The sequence below is a fragment of the Streptomyces sp. NBC_00442 genome (assembly GCF_036014195.1).
Lineage (GTDB): Bacteria > Actinomycetota > Actinomycetes > Streptomycetales > Streptomycetaceae > Streptomyces.
This window is the reverse complement of the sequence record NZ_CP107918.1, coordinates 1,474,073-1,492,013: the sequence shown is the minus strand read 5'-3', so window position 1 is coordinate 1,492,013 and position 17,941 is coordinate 1,474,073. Positions and strand designations below refer to the sequence as shown.

The following is a 17,941-nucleotide window of genomic DNA, read 5'->3' as shown; positions in this document are numbered from 1 at the left end:
GTACTCGGACAGGCCGTACCCGGACGACAAGCCGTACCCGGGCAAGCCGTATATGAACAGCCGACACCGAGGGAGCGGCGGCATTCCGGCGCCCGGAACGTGCGGGCGCGCAGGAAGACGAAAGGACCGCCGGGCCCGGATCCGGGTCCCGCGGTCCTCCGATGTGCTGCCGGCCGGCTCAGACGGTCTCGGGGAGTTCCTCAAGACCCTCGGCGACCAGCTTGGCCAGACGGTCGAGCGCGGCGTCCGCGCCCTCGGCGTCGGAGGCCAGCACGATCTCCTCGCCGCCCTGCGCGCCCAGGCCGAGCACCGCGAGCATCGACGCGGCGTTGACCGGGTTGCCGTCGGCCTTGGCGATCGTCATGGGGACTCCGGCGGCCGTGGCGGCACGGACGAAGATGGACGCGGGGCGGGCGTGCAGGCCCTCGGCCCAGCCGACGTTGACGCGGCGCTCAGCCATGGTGTTGCCCTTCGAAATCTCTGACGGTTGTCTAGACCAGTCTCTCATGTGGTGCACGGTGCTCCTGCCGACTTTAGGCCCGGGTGCGCCGCCGATCGGCCCTTGCCACCTTCCCCCGCCCCGTACGGCCCCGCGACCCGTACGCTTTCCGTATGACGACGGCGTCCGACCCCGCGTACCCGGCCCACTGGGAGGCCGACGTGGTGCTCCGTGACGGCGGCACCGCGCGCATCCGGCCCATCACCTCCGAGGACGCCGAGCGGCTCGTCTCCTTCTACGAGCTGGTCTCGGACGAGTCGAAGTACTACCGCTTCTTCGCGCCCTACCCGAGGCTCTCCGCCAAGGACGTGCACCGCTTCACCCATCACGACTACGTCGACCGCGTGGGGCTCGCCGCGACCGTCGGCGGCGAGTTCATCGCGACCGTCCGCTACGACCGGATCAACGCCCAGGGGCGGCCGGCCTCCGCCCCCGCCGACGAGGCCGAGGTCGCCTTCCTCGTCCAGGACGCCCACCAGGGCAGGGGCGTCGCCTCCACCCTGCTCGAACACATCGCGGCGGTGGCCCGCGAGCGCGGCATCCGGCGGTTCGCGGCCGAGGTGCTGCCCGCCAACAGCAAGATGATCAAGGTGTTCACGGACGCCGGCTACCAGCAGAAGCGCTCCTTCGAGGACGGCTCGGTCCACCTCACCCTCGACCTGGAACCCACCGCCGAGTCGCTCGCCGTGCAGCGCGCCCGTGAGCTGCGCGCCGAGGCGCGCTCCGTGCAGCGCCTGCTCGCGCCCGGCTCCGTCGCGGTCATCGGCGCCGGCCGCGCCCCCGGGGGCGTCGGCCGGGCGGTGCTGCGCAACCTCCTGGACGCAGGCTTCACGGGGCGGCTCCACGCGGTGAACCAGGCGCTCACCGAGGAGCAGCGCGAGCTCGACGGCGTCCCCGCCTTCCCCTCCGTCGGCGCGATCGGTGAGCCGGTCGACCTGGCGATCATCGCGGTGCCCGCCGAACGGGTGCCGCACGCCGTCGCCGACTGCGGCGAACACGGCGTCCAGGGCCTGGTCGTCCTCTCGGCCGACTACGCGGAGAGCGGTCCGCCCGGCAGGGAGCGCCAGCGCGCGCTGGTGCGCCAGGCCCGCTCGTACGGGATGCGCCTGATCGGCCCCAACGCGTTCGGGATCATCAATACCGCGGCCGGCGTACGGCTGAACGCGTCGCTGGCGCCCGAGGCGCCGCCCGCCGGCCGGATCGGCCTGTTCACCCAGTCCGGTGCGATCGGCATCGCCCTGCTGTCCGGGCTCTACCGGCGCGGCGCGGGCCTGTCCACGTTCATCTCCTCCGGCAACCGCGCCGACGTCTCGGGCAACGACTTCCTCCAGTACTGGTACGAGGACCCCGACACCGATGTCGTGCTGCTCTACCTCGAATCCATCGGCAACCCGCGGAAGTTCACCCGCCTGGCCCGCCGCACGGCCGCCGCGAAACCCGTCGTCGTGGTCAAGGGCGCACGGCACAGCGGCACGACCCCGCCGGGCCACGCCGTTCCGGTGACCCGGGTGCCGGACGCCACGGTCTCGGCGCTGCTGCGCCAGGCCGGCGTCATCCTCGTCGGCACGGTCACCGAACTCGTCGACGCCGGCCTGCTCCTCGCGGGCCAGCCCCTGCCGGCGGGCCCGCGCGTGGCGATCCTCGGCAACTCCGAATCGCTCGGTCTCCTGACGTACGACGCCTGTCTCACCGAAGGGCTGCGCCCCCGCAGGCCCCTCGACCTGACGACGGCGGCGACCCCGGCCGACTTCCGCGCGGCGCTCGCGGCCGCCCTCGCCGACGACACCTGCGACGCGGTCGTGGTGACCGCGATTCCCTGGGTCGGCGAGAACGGGGCGCTGGAGTCCGGTGACGGCCAGGTCCTCGCCGACGCCCTGCGCGAGGCGGCCGCCACGGGCCCGGCCAAGCCGGTGATGGTGGTCCACGTGGAGATCGGCGGCCTGGCCGAAGCGCTCGCGGCGGCAACCCGCACCGCCCCGCGCCCGGCGGGCCCCATCGAACCGTCCCCCCAGCCCACGACGTACACGCCCTCGCGACCTCCCCGCCCCGGCACACATCCAGCCGCTCCGGCGTTCGAGGAGCGGGCGTCCGGGGGCAGCGCCCCCAGCCCACCCACCGGCGGTCGGCCGGGAACGGGCCCGGAGCCGGGCCACAACGCCACCCCGCCCCGTGAGGCAACCCGTATTCCCGCCTACCCCGCCGCCGAGCGAGCCGTGCGGGCCCTCGCCGAAGCCGTCCGCTATGCCCGCTGGCGGCAGGACGCGGCCGAGCCCGGCAAGGTGGGGGAGTACGACGACATCGACGAGGCCGGAGCGGCCGCGCTGATCGAGCGCCTGCTCGGGCCGGACCCCGACCCCCGCGGCACGACCCTGACCGCCGCGGACGGCGATGAGCTGCTCGCCCGGTACGGCATCGCCGTCCACCCCACGCTGCCCGCGCCGGACGCGGCCCACGCCGTCGAGGCCGCGGGCCGCCTCGGCTACCCCGTCGCCCTCAAGACCACCGCCCCGCACCTGCGCCACCGCCCCGACCTCGGCGGCGTCCGCCTCGACCTCGCGGACGAGCACCAACTCGCCCGTGCATATGCCGAATTGAGGGCCACGCTCGGCAAGCCCGAAGAGCTGGGCCCGGTCGTGCAGGCCATGGTCCCGCGCGGCGTGGACACCGTCGTCCGTGCCTCGATCGACCCCGCGGTCGGCGCGGTGCTCTCCTTCGGCCTGGCCGGGGCCGCGTCGGAGCTTCTCGGCGACACCTCCCACCGGCTGATCCCGGCCACCGACCGCGACGCGGCCGAGCTGCTGAGAACCATCAGGACGGCGCCGCTCCTGTTCGGCTGGCGCGGCTCCGCGCCCGTCGACACCGCGGCCCTGGAAGAGCTGCTCCTGCGCGTGTCGCGGCTCGTGGACGACCATCCCGAGGTGGTCGCCGTCGGACTGGAGCCCGTCATCGTCGCCCAGAGGGGCCTCGCGGTCCTGGGTGCGAGCGTGCGCCTGGCCCCCGCCCCGGCCCTGGGTGATCTCGGCCCGAGGCGCCTGCCCAGCTACTGAGGGCCGCCGGCCCCCGGCGGCAGCTTAAGATGGACCCCATGGCGAAGACCGGTACGACGACCCAGGGGCTCCGCGCGGCGATCGAGCGCAGCGGCTACTACCCGGCCCTCGTGGCCGAGGCGGTGGAGGCCGCGGTCGGCGGCGAGCCGATCGCGTCGTACCTGGTGCACCAGGAGACGACGTTCGACGCGAACGAGGTGCGCCGGCATGTGACGGTCCTCGTGCTCACGGACAACCGTTTCATCGTCAGCCACACCGACGAGCAGAACGCGGACACCAGCTCCCCCACGCCGTACGCGACCACCTCGACGGAGTCCGTCAAGCTCGCCAGGATCTCCTCGGTGGTGGTGAGCCGCGTCGTCGCCAATCCCGAGTCCTACACCCCGGGCACCCTGCCCCGCGAGGTCGTCCTCACCATCGGCTGGGGCGCGGTGTCCCGGCTCGACCTGGAGCCCGCCGCCTGCGGCGACCCCAACTGCGACGCCGACCACGGCTACACCGGCAACTCCACCGCCGACGACCTGAGCCTGCGCGTCAGCGAGGCCGGTGACGGCCCCGACACCGTCCGCCAGACCCTGGCCTTCGCCCAGGCGCTGTCCGAGGCGACCGCGGCGACCGGCCGCTGATGGCCCAGCCCGCCTGGCAGGATCCCGAACCCCTCGCCCTCGACAGCGCGCCCGTCCCCGCGTACGGCACCGGATCGCTCGCCGATCTGCTGCCCACCCTCGTGGCCGGCCAGGGCGTCCCCGGGTTCGAGCAGCGCATCGCCGAGCTCACCCCCGCCGACCGCAACTGCGTCTTCCTCATCGACGGCCTCGGCTGGGAGCAGATCAAGGCCCACCCGGACGAGGCGCCGTTCCTGCACTCCCTGCTCGCCACCTCGCGCGGCGGCACGGGGCGCCCCATAACCGCGGGTTTCCCCGCGACCACCGCCACCTCGCTCGCCTCGGTCGGCACCGGCCGTGCCCCCGGCGAGCACGGCCTGCCCGGCTACACCGCGCGCAACCCCGACAGCGGCGAGCTGATGAACCAGCTCCGCTGGAAGCCCTGGACCGACCCGCACCAGTGGCAGCCCTATTCCACCGTCTTCCACCTCGCCGACCAGGCCGGTGTGCACACCGCGCAGGTGTCCGCGCCGGACTTCCAGCACACCCCGCTCACCAAGATCGCGCTGAGCGGCGGCACCTTCCGCGGCAAGCTCTCCGGCGAGGACCGCATGGACCTCGCGGCGGCCCAACTCGCCGCGGGCGACCGCTCGTTGGTCTACACGTACTACTCCGAGGTCGACGGCAAGGGCCACCGGTTCGGCGTCGACTCGGACGCCTGGCGCGGCCAGCTGATGTACGTCGACCGCCTCGCCCAGCGCCTCGCCGAACAACTCCCGCCCCGCGCGGCCCTGTACGTCACCGCCGACCACGGCATGATCGACATCCCCTTCGACGAACAGTCCCGCATCGACTTCGACGAGGACTGGGAGCTGCAGGCCGGCGTCGCCCTGCTCGGCGGCGAGGGCCGCGCCCGCCATGTGTACGCGGTTCCGGGCGCCGCGTCCGACGTGCTGACCTGCTGGCGCGAGGTGCTCGGCGAACAGTTCTGGGTGGCGAGCCGCGACGAGGCGATCGCCGCGGGCTGGTTCGGCCCGCGGATCGACGAGCGGGTGTACGGCCGGATCGGCGACGTGGTGGCCGCCGCCCACGACGACGTCGTCATCATCGCCTCGCGGCGCGAGCCCCACGAGTCCCTGATGGTGGGCAACCACGGCTCGATGACCCCGGTGGAGCAGCTCGTCCCGCTCCTCGAAGTACGCTCGTAGCGCCCCACCCGCCCCTGCCCCGCCCAGACCTGAAAGGCCGTCACCTCCCCATGCCCGAGCTGGTGTTCTTCTCCGGAACGATGGACTGCGGAAAGAGCACCCTCGCTCTTCAGATCGAGCACAACCGCTCCACGCGGGGCCTGCAGGGCATGATCTTCACCCGGGACGACCGGGCGGGCCAGGGCAAACTGTCGTCCCGGCTCGGCCTGGTGACCGACGCGGTCGAGGCCGCCGACGGCTTCGACTTCTACGGCCACCTGGTCGCCCACCTCTCCAAGGGCGGCCGCTGCGACTACGTCATCGCCGACGAGGCCCAGTTCCTGGCGCCCGAGCAGATCGACCAGCTCGCCCGGGTCGTCGACGACCTCGACCTCGACGTCTTCGCCTTCGGCATCACCACGGACTTCCGCTCCAAACTGTTCCCCGGCTCCCAGCGGCTCGTCGAACTCGCGGACCGGGTCGAGGTGCTCCAGGTCGAGGCGCTGTGCTGGTGCGGCGCCCGCGCCACCCACAACGCCCGCACCATCGGGGGCCGGATGGTCGTCGAGGGCGCCCAGGTCGTCGTCGGCGACGTCAACCAGGCCGCGGACGAGATCGGTTACGAGGTGCTGTGCCGGCGCCACCACCGCAGGCGGATGACGAGCGCGTCGGAGCGGGCCGCCGCCCTGTCCCCGGACGTGCTGCCGGTCGCGTCGCCCTGACCGCCCGAGGATCGGACCGCCACGCGTCCAGGGGATCGGCCGACCGCCACGGGCCCGCGGCCCGGACCGCCCCGGGTTCGCGGGAAGCCCGTACCGCGGGGGCGACCGGCGCGCCGCCCGCCCGAACGTGGTGGCGTCCTTCGGCCCAGGTGCGCACAATGGTCGCCTGACGTCGGGGGAGCGGGGCTGGGGGAGCGGGGCGTGTGCGCCAGATAGTGTTCGGGCTGCTCGGGGCCCTGGACGTCCGGGTGGACGGGGTGCGGGTCGCGCTCGGCAGTGCCCGGCAGCGCATCGTCCTGACGACGCTGCTGCTCGCCGCGGACCGGGTGGTTTCCGTCGGCAGTCTGATCGACGCCGTCTGGCAGGGCGACGAACCGGCCACCGCCCGCAATCAGATCGCCATCTGTGTCGGAGCGCTCCGCAAGATCTTCCGCGACGCGGCGGGAACCGACGAGCTGATCGTCACCTCGCACCCCGGATACCTCCTTTCCCTCGCCGAACACCGCCTGGACTCACGGGAGTTCGAGGAGTGCGCGAGCCGGGCCAGGGACGCCGCCCGGCGCGGGCGGGCCGCCGAGGCGAGCGCTCTGATGGAGCAGGCGCTCGGTCTGTGGCGCGGCCGGGCCCTGGAAGGGATCGAGGGGGAACCCGCCGAGTCGGCGGCGGCCCGGCTCGAAGAACTCCGGCTCGACCTGCGGGAGGAGAGGGCCGGACTGCACCTGCGGCTCGGCCGGCACCGCGCGCTCGTCGACGAACTGTCCGCGCTGGTACGGGAGAACCCCCTGCGTGAGCAGGCGCGGGCCTTCCTGATGCTGGCCCAGTACCGGTCGGGACACCGCGCGCAAGCGCTGGAGGTCTTCCGCGAGGGACGGGCCGTTCTGGTCGGCCAGCTGGGCATCGAGCCGGGCCGGGCGCTCCGGTCGCTCCACGACCTCGTCCTGCGGGACGCGCCGGAACTGGGCCGGCCGGCGGCCACCGACACCCCGCCCGCGCCCATCGGCGTCGTTCCCTCCCAACTCCCGGCCAACGTGGCCGCGTTCACCGGCCGGATGGACCAACTCGCCCGCCTGGACCGGATGATCGAGGACAGCTACGGCTCCCGCCCGCTCGCCGTGGGCGTCGTCGCCGGAGTGGCGGGCGTCGGCAAGACCGCGCTCGCCGTGCACTGGGCCAACCAGGCCGCCGCCCGCTTCCCCGACGGGCGGCTCTTCATCGACCTGCGAGGGCACGACGAGAAGGACGACCCGGTCGCCCCCGGCGCCGCACTGGACCGGCTGCTGCGCTCCCTCGGCGTGCCCGGCACACAGATCCCGCCCGACCCCGCCGACCGGGCCGCGCTCTACCGCAGCGTCCTCGACACCAAGCGGATGCTGATCCTTCTCGACAACGCCGGTTCCTACGACCAGATTCAGCCCCTGCTGCCCGGCGCCGGCCGCTGCTGCGTACTGATCACCAGCCGGACCGCCCTCGACGGCCTGACCGGCGACTACGACGTGCTGCGGATGACCCTGCCCACCCTCGCGCAGGCCGAGGCGACCGCGCTGCTCGCGCAGGTGGCCGGGCCCGGCCGGTTCACGGCCGACCCGGTCGCCGCGGCCCGGCTCGGCGAGCTCTGCGACCGGCTGCCGCTCGCCCTGCGGATCGCCGGGGCGCGGCTCGCGGCCCGGCCGCACTGGTCGCTGCGCTCCCTGGTGGGCCGCCTGGAGGACCAGCGTCGCCGGCTCGACGAACTCAGCCCCGGTCAGGGCGGAGTACGGGCGGGACTGCGGCTCAGCTACCGCGATCTGGACCCGGCCGCCGCCCGGATGTACCGCAGGCTCGGTCTGCTCACCGTGCCCGACTTCGCGGCGTGGGTAGGGGCCTGCCTCCTGGACACGGACCTGTGGGAGGCCGAGGACCTGATCGAGCAGCTCGTGGACGCCCAGCTCCTGGAGGTCGTCTCCGGCCCGGCCGGAGCCCCGGCCCGCTACCGCTTCCAGGACCTGCTGCGGCTGTACGCCTGGGAACTGGCGCTGGCCGAGGAGAGCGAGCAGGAGCGCGCCGAGGCGCTGGAGCGCGCCCATGGCGGCTGGCTGGCGCTCGCCGAGGAGGCGCACCGCAGGATGGAGGGCTTCGGCGGGCTCGGGGCCCAGCAGGGCAGTCGCCGGGACCTGCCCGCGTCCTTGGTGGAGGAACTCCTGGCCGAACCGACGGAATGGTTCGAGGCCGAGCGCGCCGCGATCGTGGGGATCGTCGCGCAGTCCGCGCAGTCCGGACAATGCGCGCAGGCCGGACAATGCGTGCAGGCCGGCCAGTCCGGCCAGTCCGCGCAGTCCCGTCCGTCCGTCGTGTCCGTCGGGGCTGTGGGGGCCGCCCCGTCCGTCGGGTCCGCCCGGTCGACGGGTCCGCGTTTCAGCTGGCTGCTGACGGCCCCGGCCACCGCGCTGTTCGAGACCCGCCACTATCTGGAGGACTGGCAGACGTGCGCCGAGCAGTCCCTCGCCGCGGCGCGCCGCGCGGGTGACCGGGGTGGCGAGGCGATGATGCTGCGCTCGCTCGGCTCCCTCGCCATCCACCGGCGGCGGTACGCATCCGCCGAGGAGTCGCTGGAGGTGGCGCTGCGCCTGTTCGAGAACGAGGGCGACGAGTCGGGTGCGGCACGGGTGAGGCGGCTGCTCGCCATCTGCGCGCACTTCCGCGGGGACATGGAGAGCGCGTATGCCCACTGCCGGCCGGCGATGGAGGTGCTGCTGCGGATCGGCGAGGTCCGCAGCGCGATCCACTCGATGGGGCTGCTCGCCCAGATCGAGACGCGGCGCGGCAATGTCACGCACGCCATCGAGCTCACCGAACGGGCCGTGGCCAAGAGCCGCGAGGGCGGATTCTGGCGGGCCGAGGCGCAGAGCCTGCACTGGCTCGCCGAGGCGCTGCTCAAGGCGGGCCGGCCCGGCCCCGCCGCGGGGTCCAGCCGCGAGGCCGTCGCGCTGACCCGCGACGGCGGCGACCGGGTCGGGGAGACGTACGCGCTGCGGCTGCTCGGCGCGATTCTGTGGCGCCAAGGTGACCTGACGCAGGCACGGCGGACGCTGGAGCAGGCGCTGGCGATCGCGCACGAGCTGGCGGACGACTGGCTGCGCGGCCGGATCGAGACGGACCTCGGCTGCACGGACCTCCTGGCCGGCCGAACCGGCGCGGCGGAACGGTTCGAGCGCGCCCGGAAGGCGTTCGAGGCGGTGGGGGCGCACGCATGGGTGGAACGCACCGGGCAGCTGATCCGGCTGGCCGGCCCGGACGGGGCGGCGCCGACGGCCGGTCGGCTGACGGGGATCCTGGGGGAGTGAACGCGGCGGCGCCGGAGCCCGGCGCCGCGCCGAGCCACAACGGGCGGCCGGGAGCCCGGCGCCGGGCCGGTCCGCGAGGCCGGGCGGCCGCCGACGGGCGGGGCGAAATCGAACGAAAATCGGCGGGACACAGCCGTCCGCCAGGGTGTGGCGCGCCACCACCATCACACCCATGCGAACGGGGAACCATGTATTTCCATCTGCTCGGCCCGGTCGAGGCCAGCCGCGGGGGCCTGCGGGTCCCTCTCGCGGGCACGAAAATGCACACCCTCCTGGCCGCGCTGCTGTTCGCCCGGGGCCGTGTGGTGCCGGACACCCGGATCAGCCAATTGTTGTGGGGCCCCCACCCACCCGCCACGAAGAGCGCGCAGATCTACACGTACGTCTCCCGACTGCGCAAACTCCTCGAACCCGAGGTCACCCTGGAACGGCGCCCGCCCGGCTACGTCCTCGTGACCGGAGAGAGCCGGGTGGACGTCGTCGAGTACGAGCGTCTGGACCGGCTCGGCAGGCAGGCGCTCACGGAGCACCGCTACGAGGAAGCGGGCGCCCTGCTCCACGGCGCGATGGATCTCTGGCAGGGGCCCCTCCTCGGCAACGTCACCGGGTTCCTCGCGGACGAGGAGGCGCCGCAGTGGGAGGAAAGCCGGGCCGCCACGCTGGAGGCCCGGGTCGAGGCCGATCTCGCACTCGGCCGCCACCGGCACATCGTCGCCGAACTGACCCGCCTGGTCGCGGACTTCCCGCTGCGCGAGCGGATGCGCGCCCAGCTGATGACCGCCCTCTACCGGTGCGGGCGCCAGGCCGACGCGCTCCGTGTCTTCCACGAGGGCCGCACCGTGCTCGCCGACGAGCTGGGCGTGGATCCGGGAATCGACCTGACGAGCACTCATGAGGCTTTGCTGCACGGCACGTTGGGACCTGTCGCACAGGACCCGGCGCCCCCGGCAGCCGCCCCCGCTGTCGCGCCGCGCCCGCCCGTCACCGCTCCCGATCCGGCGCCGGCCCGTCCCGCCGGACGTGTGGTTCCGGTGGCGGTTCGGGCCGCAGGTCACTGGCGGGCTCCGGCCGGCCGCGGGGCGCGTGCGCGCAGCGCGAGCCCGGCCGGCAGGAGGCTGGAGACGAGTGCGAGGGTGAGGCCGGCCGCCGCCGCCGCGCCGATCGCCGGCCAGGGCAGGCTCAGCGAGAGCGGCGAACCGCCCGCCAGGACACGGCGGTTGATCAGCATCAGGGTGGCGGCCTGGGTACCCGTGGTGACGAGCAGGGCGAGCACGGTCGCCGTCGCCGCGGTGAGGAGCGCCTCGAGTCCGACCATGGACAGGACCTGCCGGTCGTTCCCCCCGGTCAGCCGGAGGACGGAGAAGTCCCGCAGCCGGTCTCCGGTGGACATCGTCATCGTGTTGACGATCGCGATGAGCGCGTAGAGCAGGGCCGGGCCCAGGATCGCCGTCATCGCGATCCAGTCGGAGCGGGCCCGCGGACCGCTGTCGGCGCTGCCCCACTGGGCGGCCGCGGTGACTTCGACCCCGTCGGCGCCGTCCAGCCGGGGCGCGGGAACGCCCTGCCCGGTGGATACATAGGCGGCGCTCGGTCCCGCGTCGCCGGTGAGGTGCCGGGCCGCCGTGGCGTACGGCAGGAGCACTTCGGCCGTGCTGAGCGGCGTCCTGACCAGGGCGACCAGCGTCACGGAGACCGGGGCGCCGTCGGCGAACGTGGCGGTCAGGCGGTCCCCGACGCGCCAGCCCCTGGCCGTGGCCAGCGCCCCGGAGACGGCGACCGTGGCCCCCGAGAGCCGGTCGGGCGAGCCGGCCTCGGTCGGGAGCTTCCAGGCGGTGGCGAGGCTCCCGTCGACGACCGTCGCGGCGATGGTGCCCGAAGAGGCGGACGCTGTAAGGGAGTTGACGCCGTCGAGGTCCAGGCCGGCGAGCAGGGCCGAGCGGACCGTGGTGGTGCGGACGCCGGGCAGTGCCCGCAGGTCCCGCACCGCGGCGGACGACAGCGTGGCGCCCGACGCGGGCTCGACCACGTACTGGGCAGCGAGCGATGCCCGTGACTGCAGACTCCGTGCCTCCCCGAAGGCCAGGGTCGAGCCGACCACCGTGCCGGTCAGGCCGACCACGAGGAACATCGGAGTCGCGGTGGAGACCGTACGACGCACCGCGCCCAGCGCGTTCTGCCGGGCGAGCAGCCCCACCGCGCCCGGCGCCAGCGGTACCGGCAGGGTCAGCAGCCGCACCAGCGGCGGGATCAGGAGCGGCGCGAACAGCGCGACCGCCACGATCGCCATGACGTCGATCAGGAGCGAGAAGACCGGCAGGTTCTGGGGGTCACGCAGCTGCGGGTCGCGCCGCATCATCGCCGGCATAGTCGCGAACAGGGCCAGTACGCCGGCGAGGAGCACGAGGTGGCCGACGGCCCAGAGCCAGCGGCCGAGCGTCATCACGCGGCCGTCGACGGCCGCGTCCGCGAGCGCTTCGACGGGCCGGACCCGGCCGGCGCGTCGGGCCGCCGCACAGGCGCCCGCCACGGCCACCGCGGTCTCGATGCCCACGGCGATCAGGAGCGGCCCCGCGCCGATGTCGACGCTGAAGCCCCGGGGTGCGGCGCCCTGGGAGACCAGCCAGCCGGCGAACGGCGGCGCCACAACCAGGCCGAGGACCACCCCGCAGACCGAGGCGGCCAGCGAGACGACGACCGCCTCGCCGAGAACGAGCAGCCCGATCTGGCGGGGCGTCGCGCCGACCGCCCGCAGCAGCGCCGTTTCCCGGCGCCGCCCGGCGACCGCGAAGGCGAAGGTGGAGGCGACCACGAACACCGAGACGAAGCCGGACATCCCCGCCATGAAGGTGAGCAGCTTCTTCAGGGACGGCGCCGACGGATCGTCGTTCTCCAGGCCTGCCGAGGTGCTCACCAGGAGCCCGGTGGCGCCGATCAGGGCGACGCCGAGGGTGAGGGCGACGAAGGAGCCGATGAACCCCGTCCAGCGCCTGCGCAGGGTGGCGACCGCGACCGGAAGGAGCAGGGAGAGCGTTCCCATCACCGGCCCCCGCCCGCGGCCGCCGGCGTAGGCGCCGCTTCGAGCCGTGACATGTGCTCCGCGACCCGCCGAGCGGTCGGCCGGAGCAGCGTGTCCGTCAGGCGGCCGTCGACGAGGAAGACGACCCGGTCCGCGTACGAGGCGGCGACCGGATCGTGGGTGACCATGATCGTGGTCTGTCCCTCCTCGTCCACCAGGGAGCGAAGGAGCTCCAGAACGGTCCTGCTCGTGCCGGTGTCCAGGGCCCCGGTCGGCTCGTCGGCGAACAACACCTTCGGCCGGGTGATCAGGGCGCGCGCGATCGCCACCCGCTGTTGTTGCCCGCCGGACATCTGCGCGGGCAGATGCCCGCCGCGCTCCTCGAGGCCGACCTGGGCGAGCGCCGCCCGCACCGCGCGGGCGGCGGGCCTGCGGCCGGCCAGCCGCAGCGGGAGCCCCACGTTCTGTTCGGCGCTCAGCGCGCCGAGCAGGTTGAACGCCTGGAAGACGAAGCCGATCCGCTCCCGGCGCAGCTCGGTGAGGTCCTTCTCGCCGAGCGGGCCGAGATGGACGCCGTCCACGACCACCCGTCCCGCGTCGGGACGGTCGAGTCCGGCCGCGCACTGCAAAAGGGTGCTCTTGCCCGATCCCGAAGGACCCATCACGGCGGTGAACGTGGTGCGTTCGAAACCCACGGTGACCTGGTCGAGGGCGCGCACCGCCGCCGACGACCCCGACGCGTACCACCTGCTGACCTGTTCGAGCCGGACTGCCTCTTCGTTGCTCACGCTGCGATGCCCCTCACAAGGTGTCGTACGAGACGAGAACTGCGAGGTCAGCGTGAAGGACGCGGCTATGCGCGTTCTACATGGAGAAACGGTATGGACACCGCCCGACCGCGAAGCGGCCGGCTCAGCCGAGCGACCGGACGACGGTGAACACGGCCCCCTCCGGGTCGGCGACCGTCGCGGCCCGCCCGCCGGCCTCCTCGCGCGGCTGCCGCAGCACATGGCCCCCGAGGTCGGACGCCCGCGCGGCGGCCTCGTCGACATCGGCCACCTCGAAGTACGTCATCCAGTGCGAACCCTTGTCGCGCGGCAGCGCGTTGCCCACGCCCTGGAGCGAGGCCACCGGCCGGCCCTCCAGGTGCAGGGTCACGTGGTCGAAGTCGGCCGAGATGACCGGCTCCACGTCGTAGGGGAACAGCGCCTGGTAGAACTTGGCGACGGACGACGTCTCGCGCGTGACGAGCTCGTTCCAGGCGGGGGTGCCGGGCGCGCCCGCGACGGCGGCGCCGATGTGCGCGCCGCCCTGCCAGATGCCGAACACGGCGCCCGCCGGGTCCGAGGCGATCGCCATCCGGCCGGCCTCGCCGGCGTCGAGCGGGCCGACGCCGACGGTCCCGCCGCAGTGCCGGATCGTCTCGGCCGTCGCGTCCGCGTCGTCGGTCGCCAAGTAGGTGGTCCACGCGATCGGCAGATGACGGTCGGGCGGCAACTGGCCGATCCCGGCGACCTCCTGGCCGTCGAGCAGAGCGCGGACGTAGGGGCCGAGCTGCTGCGGGCCGGGGCTGAACTCCCAGCCGAACAGTGCGCCGTAGAACTCCTGGGTCGCGGCCAGACCGTGCACCATGAGACTCACCCAGCAGGGTGTGCCAGGGATGCGCCGGGTCTCCGACTGGGTCATCGTCACTCTCTCCTCGGCGGTCGAGAAACTGCTGCTCGCAGGTGCGGTGCACAAACCCCCGCACCCGGGCCGATGGTTCCACCACCAGCACCGCGGAGCGCCCCGGCCGCGCCGCTTTTGGCGCGTTCCCGCAGGAGCTTGCCCGCTTTGGGGTCGCTCACCCGTTTCCTGGGCGTTACGTCGCGGGGGACTCTGCGCGAGGATGACCCCATGAATCACCTCATCACCGAAGCCGACCTCGCGACCGAACTGGCGGGCCACCGGCCGCCGGTCCTGCTCGACATCCGCTGGCAGCTGACCATGGCGAAGGCATCGGGCGCCGCGCCGTTCGACGGCCGGGCCGCCTACGAGGCGGGGCACCTGCCCGGAGCGGTCTTCGTCGACCTCGACGCGGAGCTGGCCGGGCCGCCCGGATCCGGCGGCCGGCACCCGCTCCCGGACATGGCCGAATTCGGCCGGGTGATGCGCGGCGCGGGTGTGTCGACGCGTACGCCGGTCGTGGTCTACGACGGCGGTCAGGGCTGGGCCGCGGCCCGCGCCTGGTGGCTGCTGCGCTGGGCCGGCCACGAGGACGTACGAGTACTCGACGGCGGACTCGCCGCGTGGACGGGCCCGCTCTCCACCGACGTCCCCGTGCCCGGCGAGGGCGACTTCCGGCCCGAGCCGGGCGGTGTGGTGCTCCTCGACGCGGACGGGGCGGCCGCGCTGGCCCGTTCCGGAGTGCTGCTCGACGCCCGCGCGGCGGAGCGGTACCGCGGAGACGTCGAGCCCATCGACCGGGTGGGCGGGCACATCCCGGGCGCCCTGTCGGCGCCGACCACCGAGAACGTGGGTCCCGACGGCCGCTTCCTGCCCGCCGGTGAACTGGCCGCCCGCTTCAAGGCCCTTGGCGCAGTCGACACCGAGGTCGGCGTCTACTGCGGCTCCGGCGTCTCCGGCGCGCACGAGGTGCTCGCCCTCGCCGTGGCGGGGATTCCCGCGGCGCTGTACGCCGGTTCGTGGTCCCAGTGGTCGTCGGACGAATCCCGCCCGGTCGCGACGGGCCCCGACCCGCAGTAGCCCACCACCACGTCACCGCGCCCCGGCGGGGGCGCGGTGAACTGCGCGAGAAGCGAGCACGGCCCGCACCCGGAGGCGGGCCGGTCACCCGCCGCCGCCCCGCGCGCAACGCTCAGTCCTGCTTCTTCCTGCGCGTGCCGAACACGATCTCGTCCCAGCTCGGCACGGCGGCCCGCCGTCCCGGACGTACGCCGTCGGCCTCGGCCTGACGGTCCGTCGTGCCGGTGAGCCGGTCGCGGTGGCCGGCGACCGTGCGCGGCATCAGGACGTCCGCGTACGCGGAGCCCGCGCCCGCCGAGGCCGCCGGCGCGGGCGGCTCCTCGATCTCCGGCTCGGTGTCCGCTTCGGGCTCGGCCGGCTCGGGCGCGGCCGAGGGCCGCTCGGGGACGACCAGGTCGCCCCGGAAGCTCGGCACCGCTTCGAGCAGGCTCGTCAGCGAGTCGCTCTCCTCGGCCGTCACCGGCTCGGGCGGCGCGGGGCGCTCCAACTGCCGGTCGAGGGCGCGGTCCAGAGGCCGCTCCAGGGAGCGGTCGAGGGCACGGTCGAGCGGCCGGTCCCTGGGCAGCCGGGCGATCCGCGGCACGAACGGGAAGCTCGGCTCGGGCACCGTGGCGAGGGTGTCGTCGGACTCGCCGATCAGCGAACGCGCCTCGTCGTCGACGGCCTGCACGAGCCGGCGCGGCGGGTCGTAGGTCCAGCTCGCGGAGTGCGGCTCGCCCGCGACCAAGTACACGAGCAGGACTTCCCAGGTGCCGTCGTCGCGGCGCCAGGAGTCCCACTGGACGCTCTCCTTGTCGGCGCCGCGCAGCAGCAGCCGCTCCTGGACGGCCTCGCCGAGCTGGGGGCCGGTGTTCTCGCCCGGACGCCGCACGGGGGTCTTCCGCGCCCGCTCCGCCATGAAGGCGCGCTCGGCGAGCACGGGGCCCTCGAAGCGGCGTACGCGGTCGACGGGGATGCCGGCGAACTGGGCGACCTCCTCGGCGGAGGCACCGGCTCGTATGCGCGCCTGGATGTCGCGCGGGCGGAGGTGGCTCTCCACCTCGATCTCGATCTGTCCGAGGCGCGCTCGGTCGTTGCGCACAGCGGCCCGGAGCCGCTCGTCGATCGGAAGCGTGTACTCCGTGCTGTCCGCAGCCTTGAGCACCAGTCGTGTGCCGTCGTTGGAGACGGCCACGACACGCAGTTCGGGCATGGGGACCTCCCGGGTGGTGCCTGCCGACGTCACGTGCGTCGCTGCTTCCGCTAGTCGAGTGTGGCCTGCCCGGGTGCAGCCTGCCACAACATTGCCGAGTTGCCCGGCGTGTCGGGCATGGGCCCTGGAACGCCGTTATGGCACGGTTACCTCTTCGCAACGCAGAGTGACCGAGGTGGTCACTCTGTGCAGCAGGCGCCCGTGCGGTGCCGCGGCGCCGCCGGTTCGAGTGCCGCGTTCGGCCCCCTCCCGCAGTCCCGGGTACCCGTGTGGGACCCGGGGCCCAGGGCTCGCCACAGTACTCCATTCGGGCCACCTGGGTGGACCGGCACGCCGCCGAAGTTGTCCCGGGGTACGGGAGTTGAAGCCCCTGTGGCGCGCCCGCGCACGGCTCCCACGTGTCCTGCTTCACACAATCTCCGGAATCGGAACTATTCCTTTCGCTCAAATGTCCTTTCTAGGTGCAAGACCGACGAGAAGGGCGAACAGAGGCTGGGGATGGGTGACAAGCCGGATACCGGAACCGAAGACAGGAAGCGCATCGACCTGAGCGTGCCCCAAGTCGCGGGCAGCGCGCTCGCGGCGGTCGCCGCGGCGGTGCTCGCCTCCACCCTGGGGGTGTACGGGACGTTCATCGGCGCGGGTGTCGTGAGCGTGGTCGCCACCTGCGGAGGCACTGTCTTCCAGCATTTCTTCAGAAGGACCGGTGAGCAGCTGCGCGAGGTGACCGTCCAGGCGAAGGTCGGCTCGCGCCAGGTACCGGTGCTCTCCCCCTACAAGGGATCCCAGGGCAACAACGCTCAGGGTGACAACGCTCAGGACGACAACACCCGGGACGCGAACGCCCGCGGCGCGAACGCCCACGACGCGACGACGGCCCTGCCACTGGCGGACGCCGAGCGCACGCAGCTCCTCGGACGGCTCGACGCCGACCGCACGCAGCTCCTCGGCCAGGTCGACGCGGACCGCACGCGGATGCTTCCCCGGGCGGCCGCCGACCGCACCCAGCTGCTCAAGTCGGTCGACGGGGCCGGGCTGCCGCCGGGCGCGGCACCCGCCAAGGAGTTCAACGAGGCGAGCGTCCACGGCACCCGGATGCGCGGATGGAAGCGCCCGGTGCTGGCCGCGGCCGTCGTCTTCGGGGTGTCGATGGGCGGCATCACGGCGTACGAACTCCTCTCCGGCGGCGAGGTCGGCGGAAACGGCAACGGGACCACGTTGCAGTCCGTGTTCACCGGCGGCGCCAAGAAGCAGGCCCCGCCGGCCCCTTCGGACCCGGGTGAGCGCGATCGGCCGTCCCCCGGAACCGGCGGCTCGTCGCAGCCGGGCGGCACCGACGAGCCGGGGAGGACCGGGGGCGGCTCCGGCTCGGGCGACCCCTCGCCGTCGCCGTCCCCGTCCACTTCCCATGGATCGGGCTCCGGTTCGGACTCGGGTGCGGACTCCGGGTCCGGTTCGGGCAAGGGCGGCACGACGCCGACCCCGACCCCCACCCCGTCCGGCTCGCAGGGCTCCGGCTCGGGCAGCGGATCCGCCGACCCGGTCACGCCGGACCCGAAGTCCGGCGCGAGCTCGGCCCCGTAGCGAGCGCGGTCTCCGGACGGCCCC

The 17,941-nt window shown here is 73.9% G+C and carries 12 protein-coding genes and 1 pseudogene; 8 read left to right on the top strand and 5 right to left on the bottom strand.

Annotation, left to right across the window (positions count from 1 at the left end; genetic code table 11):
* Window positions 1-178: 178 nt before the first annotated feature.
* Complete coding sequence (locus tag OG432_RS06630; RefSeq protein ID WP_100575907.1) at window positions 179-460, bottom strand: HPr family phosphocarrier protein; 282 nt, start codon at window positions 458-460, stop codon at window positions 179-181.
* A 152-nt stretch (window positions 461-612) separates the two neighbouring features.
* Here OG432_RS06630 and OG432_RS06625 point away from each other — a divergent pair, with 152 nt between their 5' ends.
* The 6 genes and pseudogenes from OG432_RS06625 to OG432_RS06600 form a co-directional block, all read left to right on the top strand.
* On the top strand, window positions 613-3,546 hold the full coding sequence (locus tag OG432_RS06625) for a bifunctional acetate--CoA ligase family protein/GNAT family N-acetyltransferase (RefSeq protein WP_328308692.1): 2,934 nt from the start codon (window positions 613-615) through the stop codon (window positions 3,544-3,546).
* Between the two features lie 38 nt (window positions 3,547-3,584).
* Window positions 3,585-4,172, top strand: coding sequence for a DUF5998 family protein (locus OG432_RS06620; protein ID WP_267056834.1), 588 nt, complete (start codon window positions 3,585-3,587; stop codon window positions 4,170-4,172).
* The gene (locus tag OG432_RS06615; protein ID WP_328308686.1) at window positions 4,172-5,359 is read left to right on the top strand and encodes an alkaline phosphatase family protein; all 1,188 of its coding nucleotides are present in this window, start codon (window positions 4,172-4,174) and stop codon (window positions 5,357-5,359) included. Before OG432_RS06620 ends, OG432_RS06615 begins: the two co-directional genes overlap by 1 nt.
* Window positions 5,360-5,409: 50 nt before the next feature.
* Window positions 5,410-6,060 carry a thymidine kinase gene (locus OG432_RS06610; protein WP_328308684.1) on the top strand — a complete coding sequence of 217 codons (651 nt, stop codon included), beginning with the start codon at window positions 5,410-5,412 and terminating at the stop codon, window positions 6,058-6,060.
* Window positions 6,061-6,263: 203 nt separating this feature from the next.
* Window positions 6,264-9,380, top strand: coding sequence for an AfsR/SARP family transcriptional regulator (locus tag OG432_RS06605; RefSeq protein ID WP_328308682.1), 3,117 nt, complete (start codon window positions 6,264-6,266; stop codon window positions 9,378-9,380).
* A pseudogene (locus OG432_RS06600) lies at window positions 9,287-10,225 on the top strand (AfsR/SARP family transcriptional regulator); the annotation flags it as partial. The gene OG432_RS06605 and the pseudogene OG432_RS06600, both read left to right, overlap by 94 nt.
* A 206-nt stretch (window positions 10,226-10,431) precedes the next feature.
* Here OG432_RS06600 and OG432_RS06595 read toward each other — a convergent pair.
* The 3 genes from OG432_RS06595 to OG432_RS06585 form a co-directional block, all read right to left on the bottom strand.
* A complete protein-coding gene (locus OG432_RS06595; protein ID WP_328308680.1) occupies window positions 10,432-12,417 on the bottom strand; it encodes an ABC transporter permease in 1,986 nt (661 codons plus the stop codon).
* Window positions 12,417-13,184, bottom strand: a complete 768-nt coding sequence (locus tag OG432_RS06590; protein ID WP_328308678.1) for an ABC transporter ATP-binding protein — start codon at window positions 13,182-13,184, stop codon at window positions 12,417-12,419. Before OG432_RS06590 ends, OG432_RS06595 begins: the two co-directional genes overlap by 1 nt.
* Before the next feature lie 124 nt (window positions 13,185-13,308).
* Window positions 13,309-14,082: a VOC family protein gene (locus OG432_RS06585; RefSeq protein ID WP_328308676.1), complete on the bottom strand. Its 774-nt coding sequence runs from the start codon at window positions 14,080-14,082 to the stop codon at window positions 13,309-13,311.
* Window positions 14,083-14,292: 210 nt separating this feature from the next.
* On the opposite strand from OG432_RS06585, the gene OG432_RS06580 reads away from it, so the two are divergent.
* Window positions 14,293-15,141, top strand: coding sequence for a sulfurtransferase (locus OG432_RS06580; RefSeq protein ID WP_328308674.1), 849 nt, complete (start codon window positions 14,293-14,295; stop codon window positions 15,139-15,141).
* Between the two features lie 112 nt (window positions 15,142-15,253).
* Here OG432_RS06580 and sepH read toward each other — a convergent pair whose 3' ends face one another.
* Entirely contained in the window at window positions 15,254-16,333 is a 1,080-nt protein-coding gene (sepH, locus tag OG432_RS06575) for a septation protein SepH (protein ID WP_328308672.1), read from the bottom strand.
* 498 nt (window positions 16,334-16,831) lie between these two features.
* On the opposite strand from sepH, the gene OG432_RS06570 reads away from it, so the two are divergent.
* Window positions 16,832-17,917, top strand: a complete 1,086-nt coding sequence (locus OG432_RS06570) for a hypothetical protein (RefSeq protein WP_328308670.1) — start codon at window positions 16,832-16,834, stop codon at window positions 17,915-17,917.
* The last annotated feature ends 24 nt before the right edge of the window (window positions 17,918-17,941 follow it).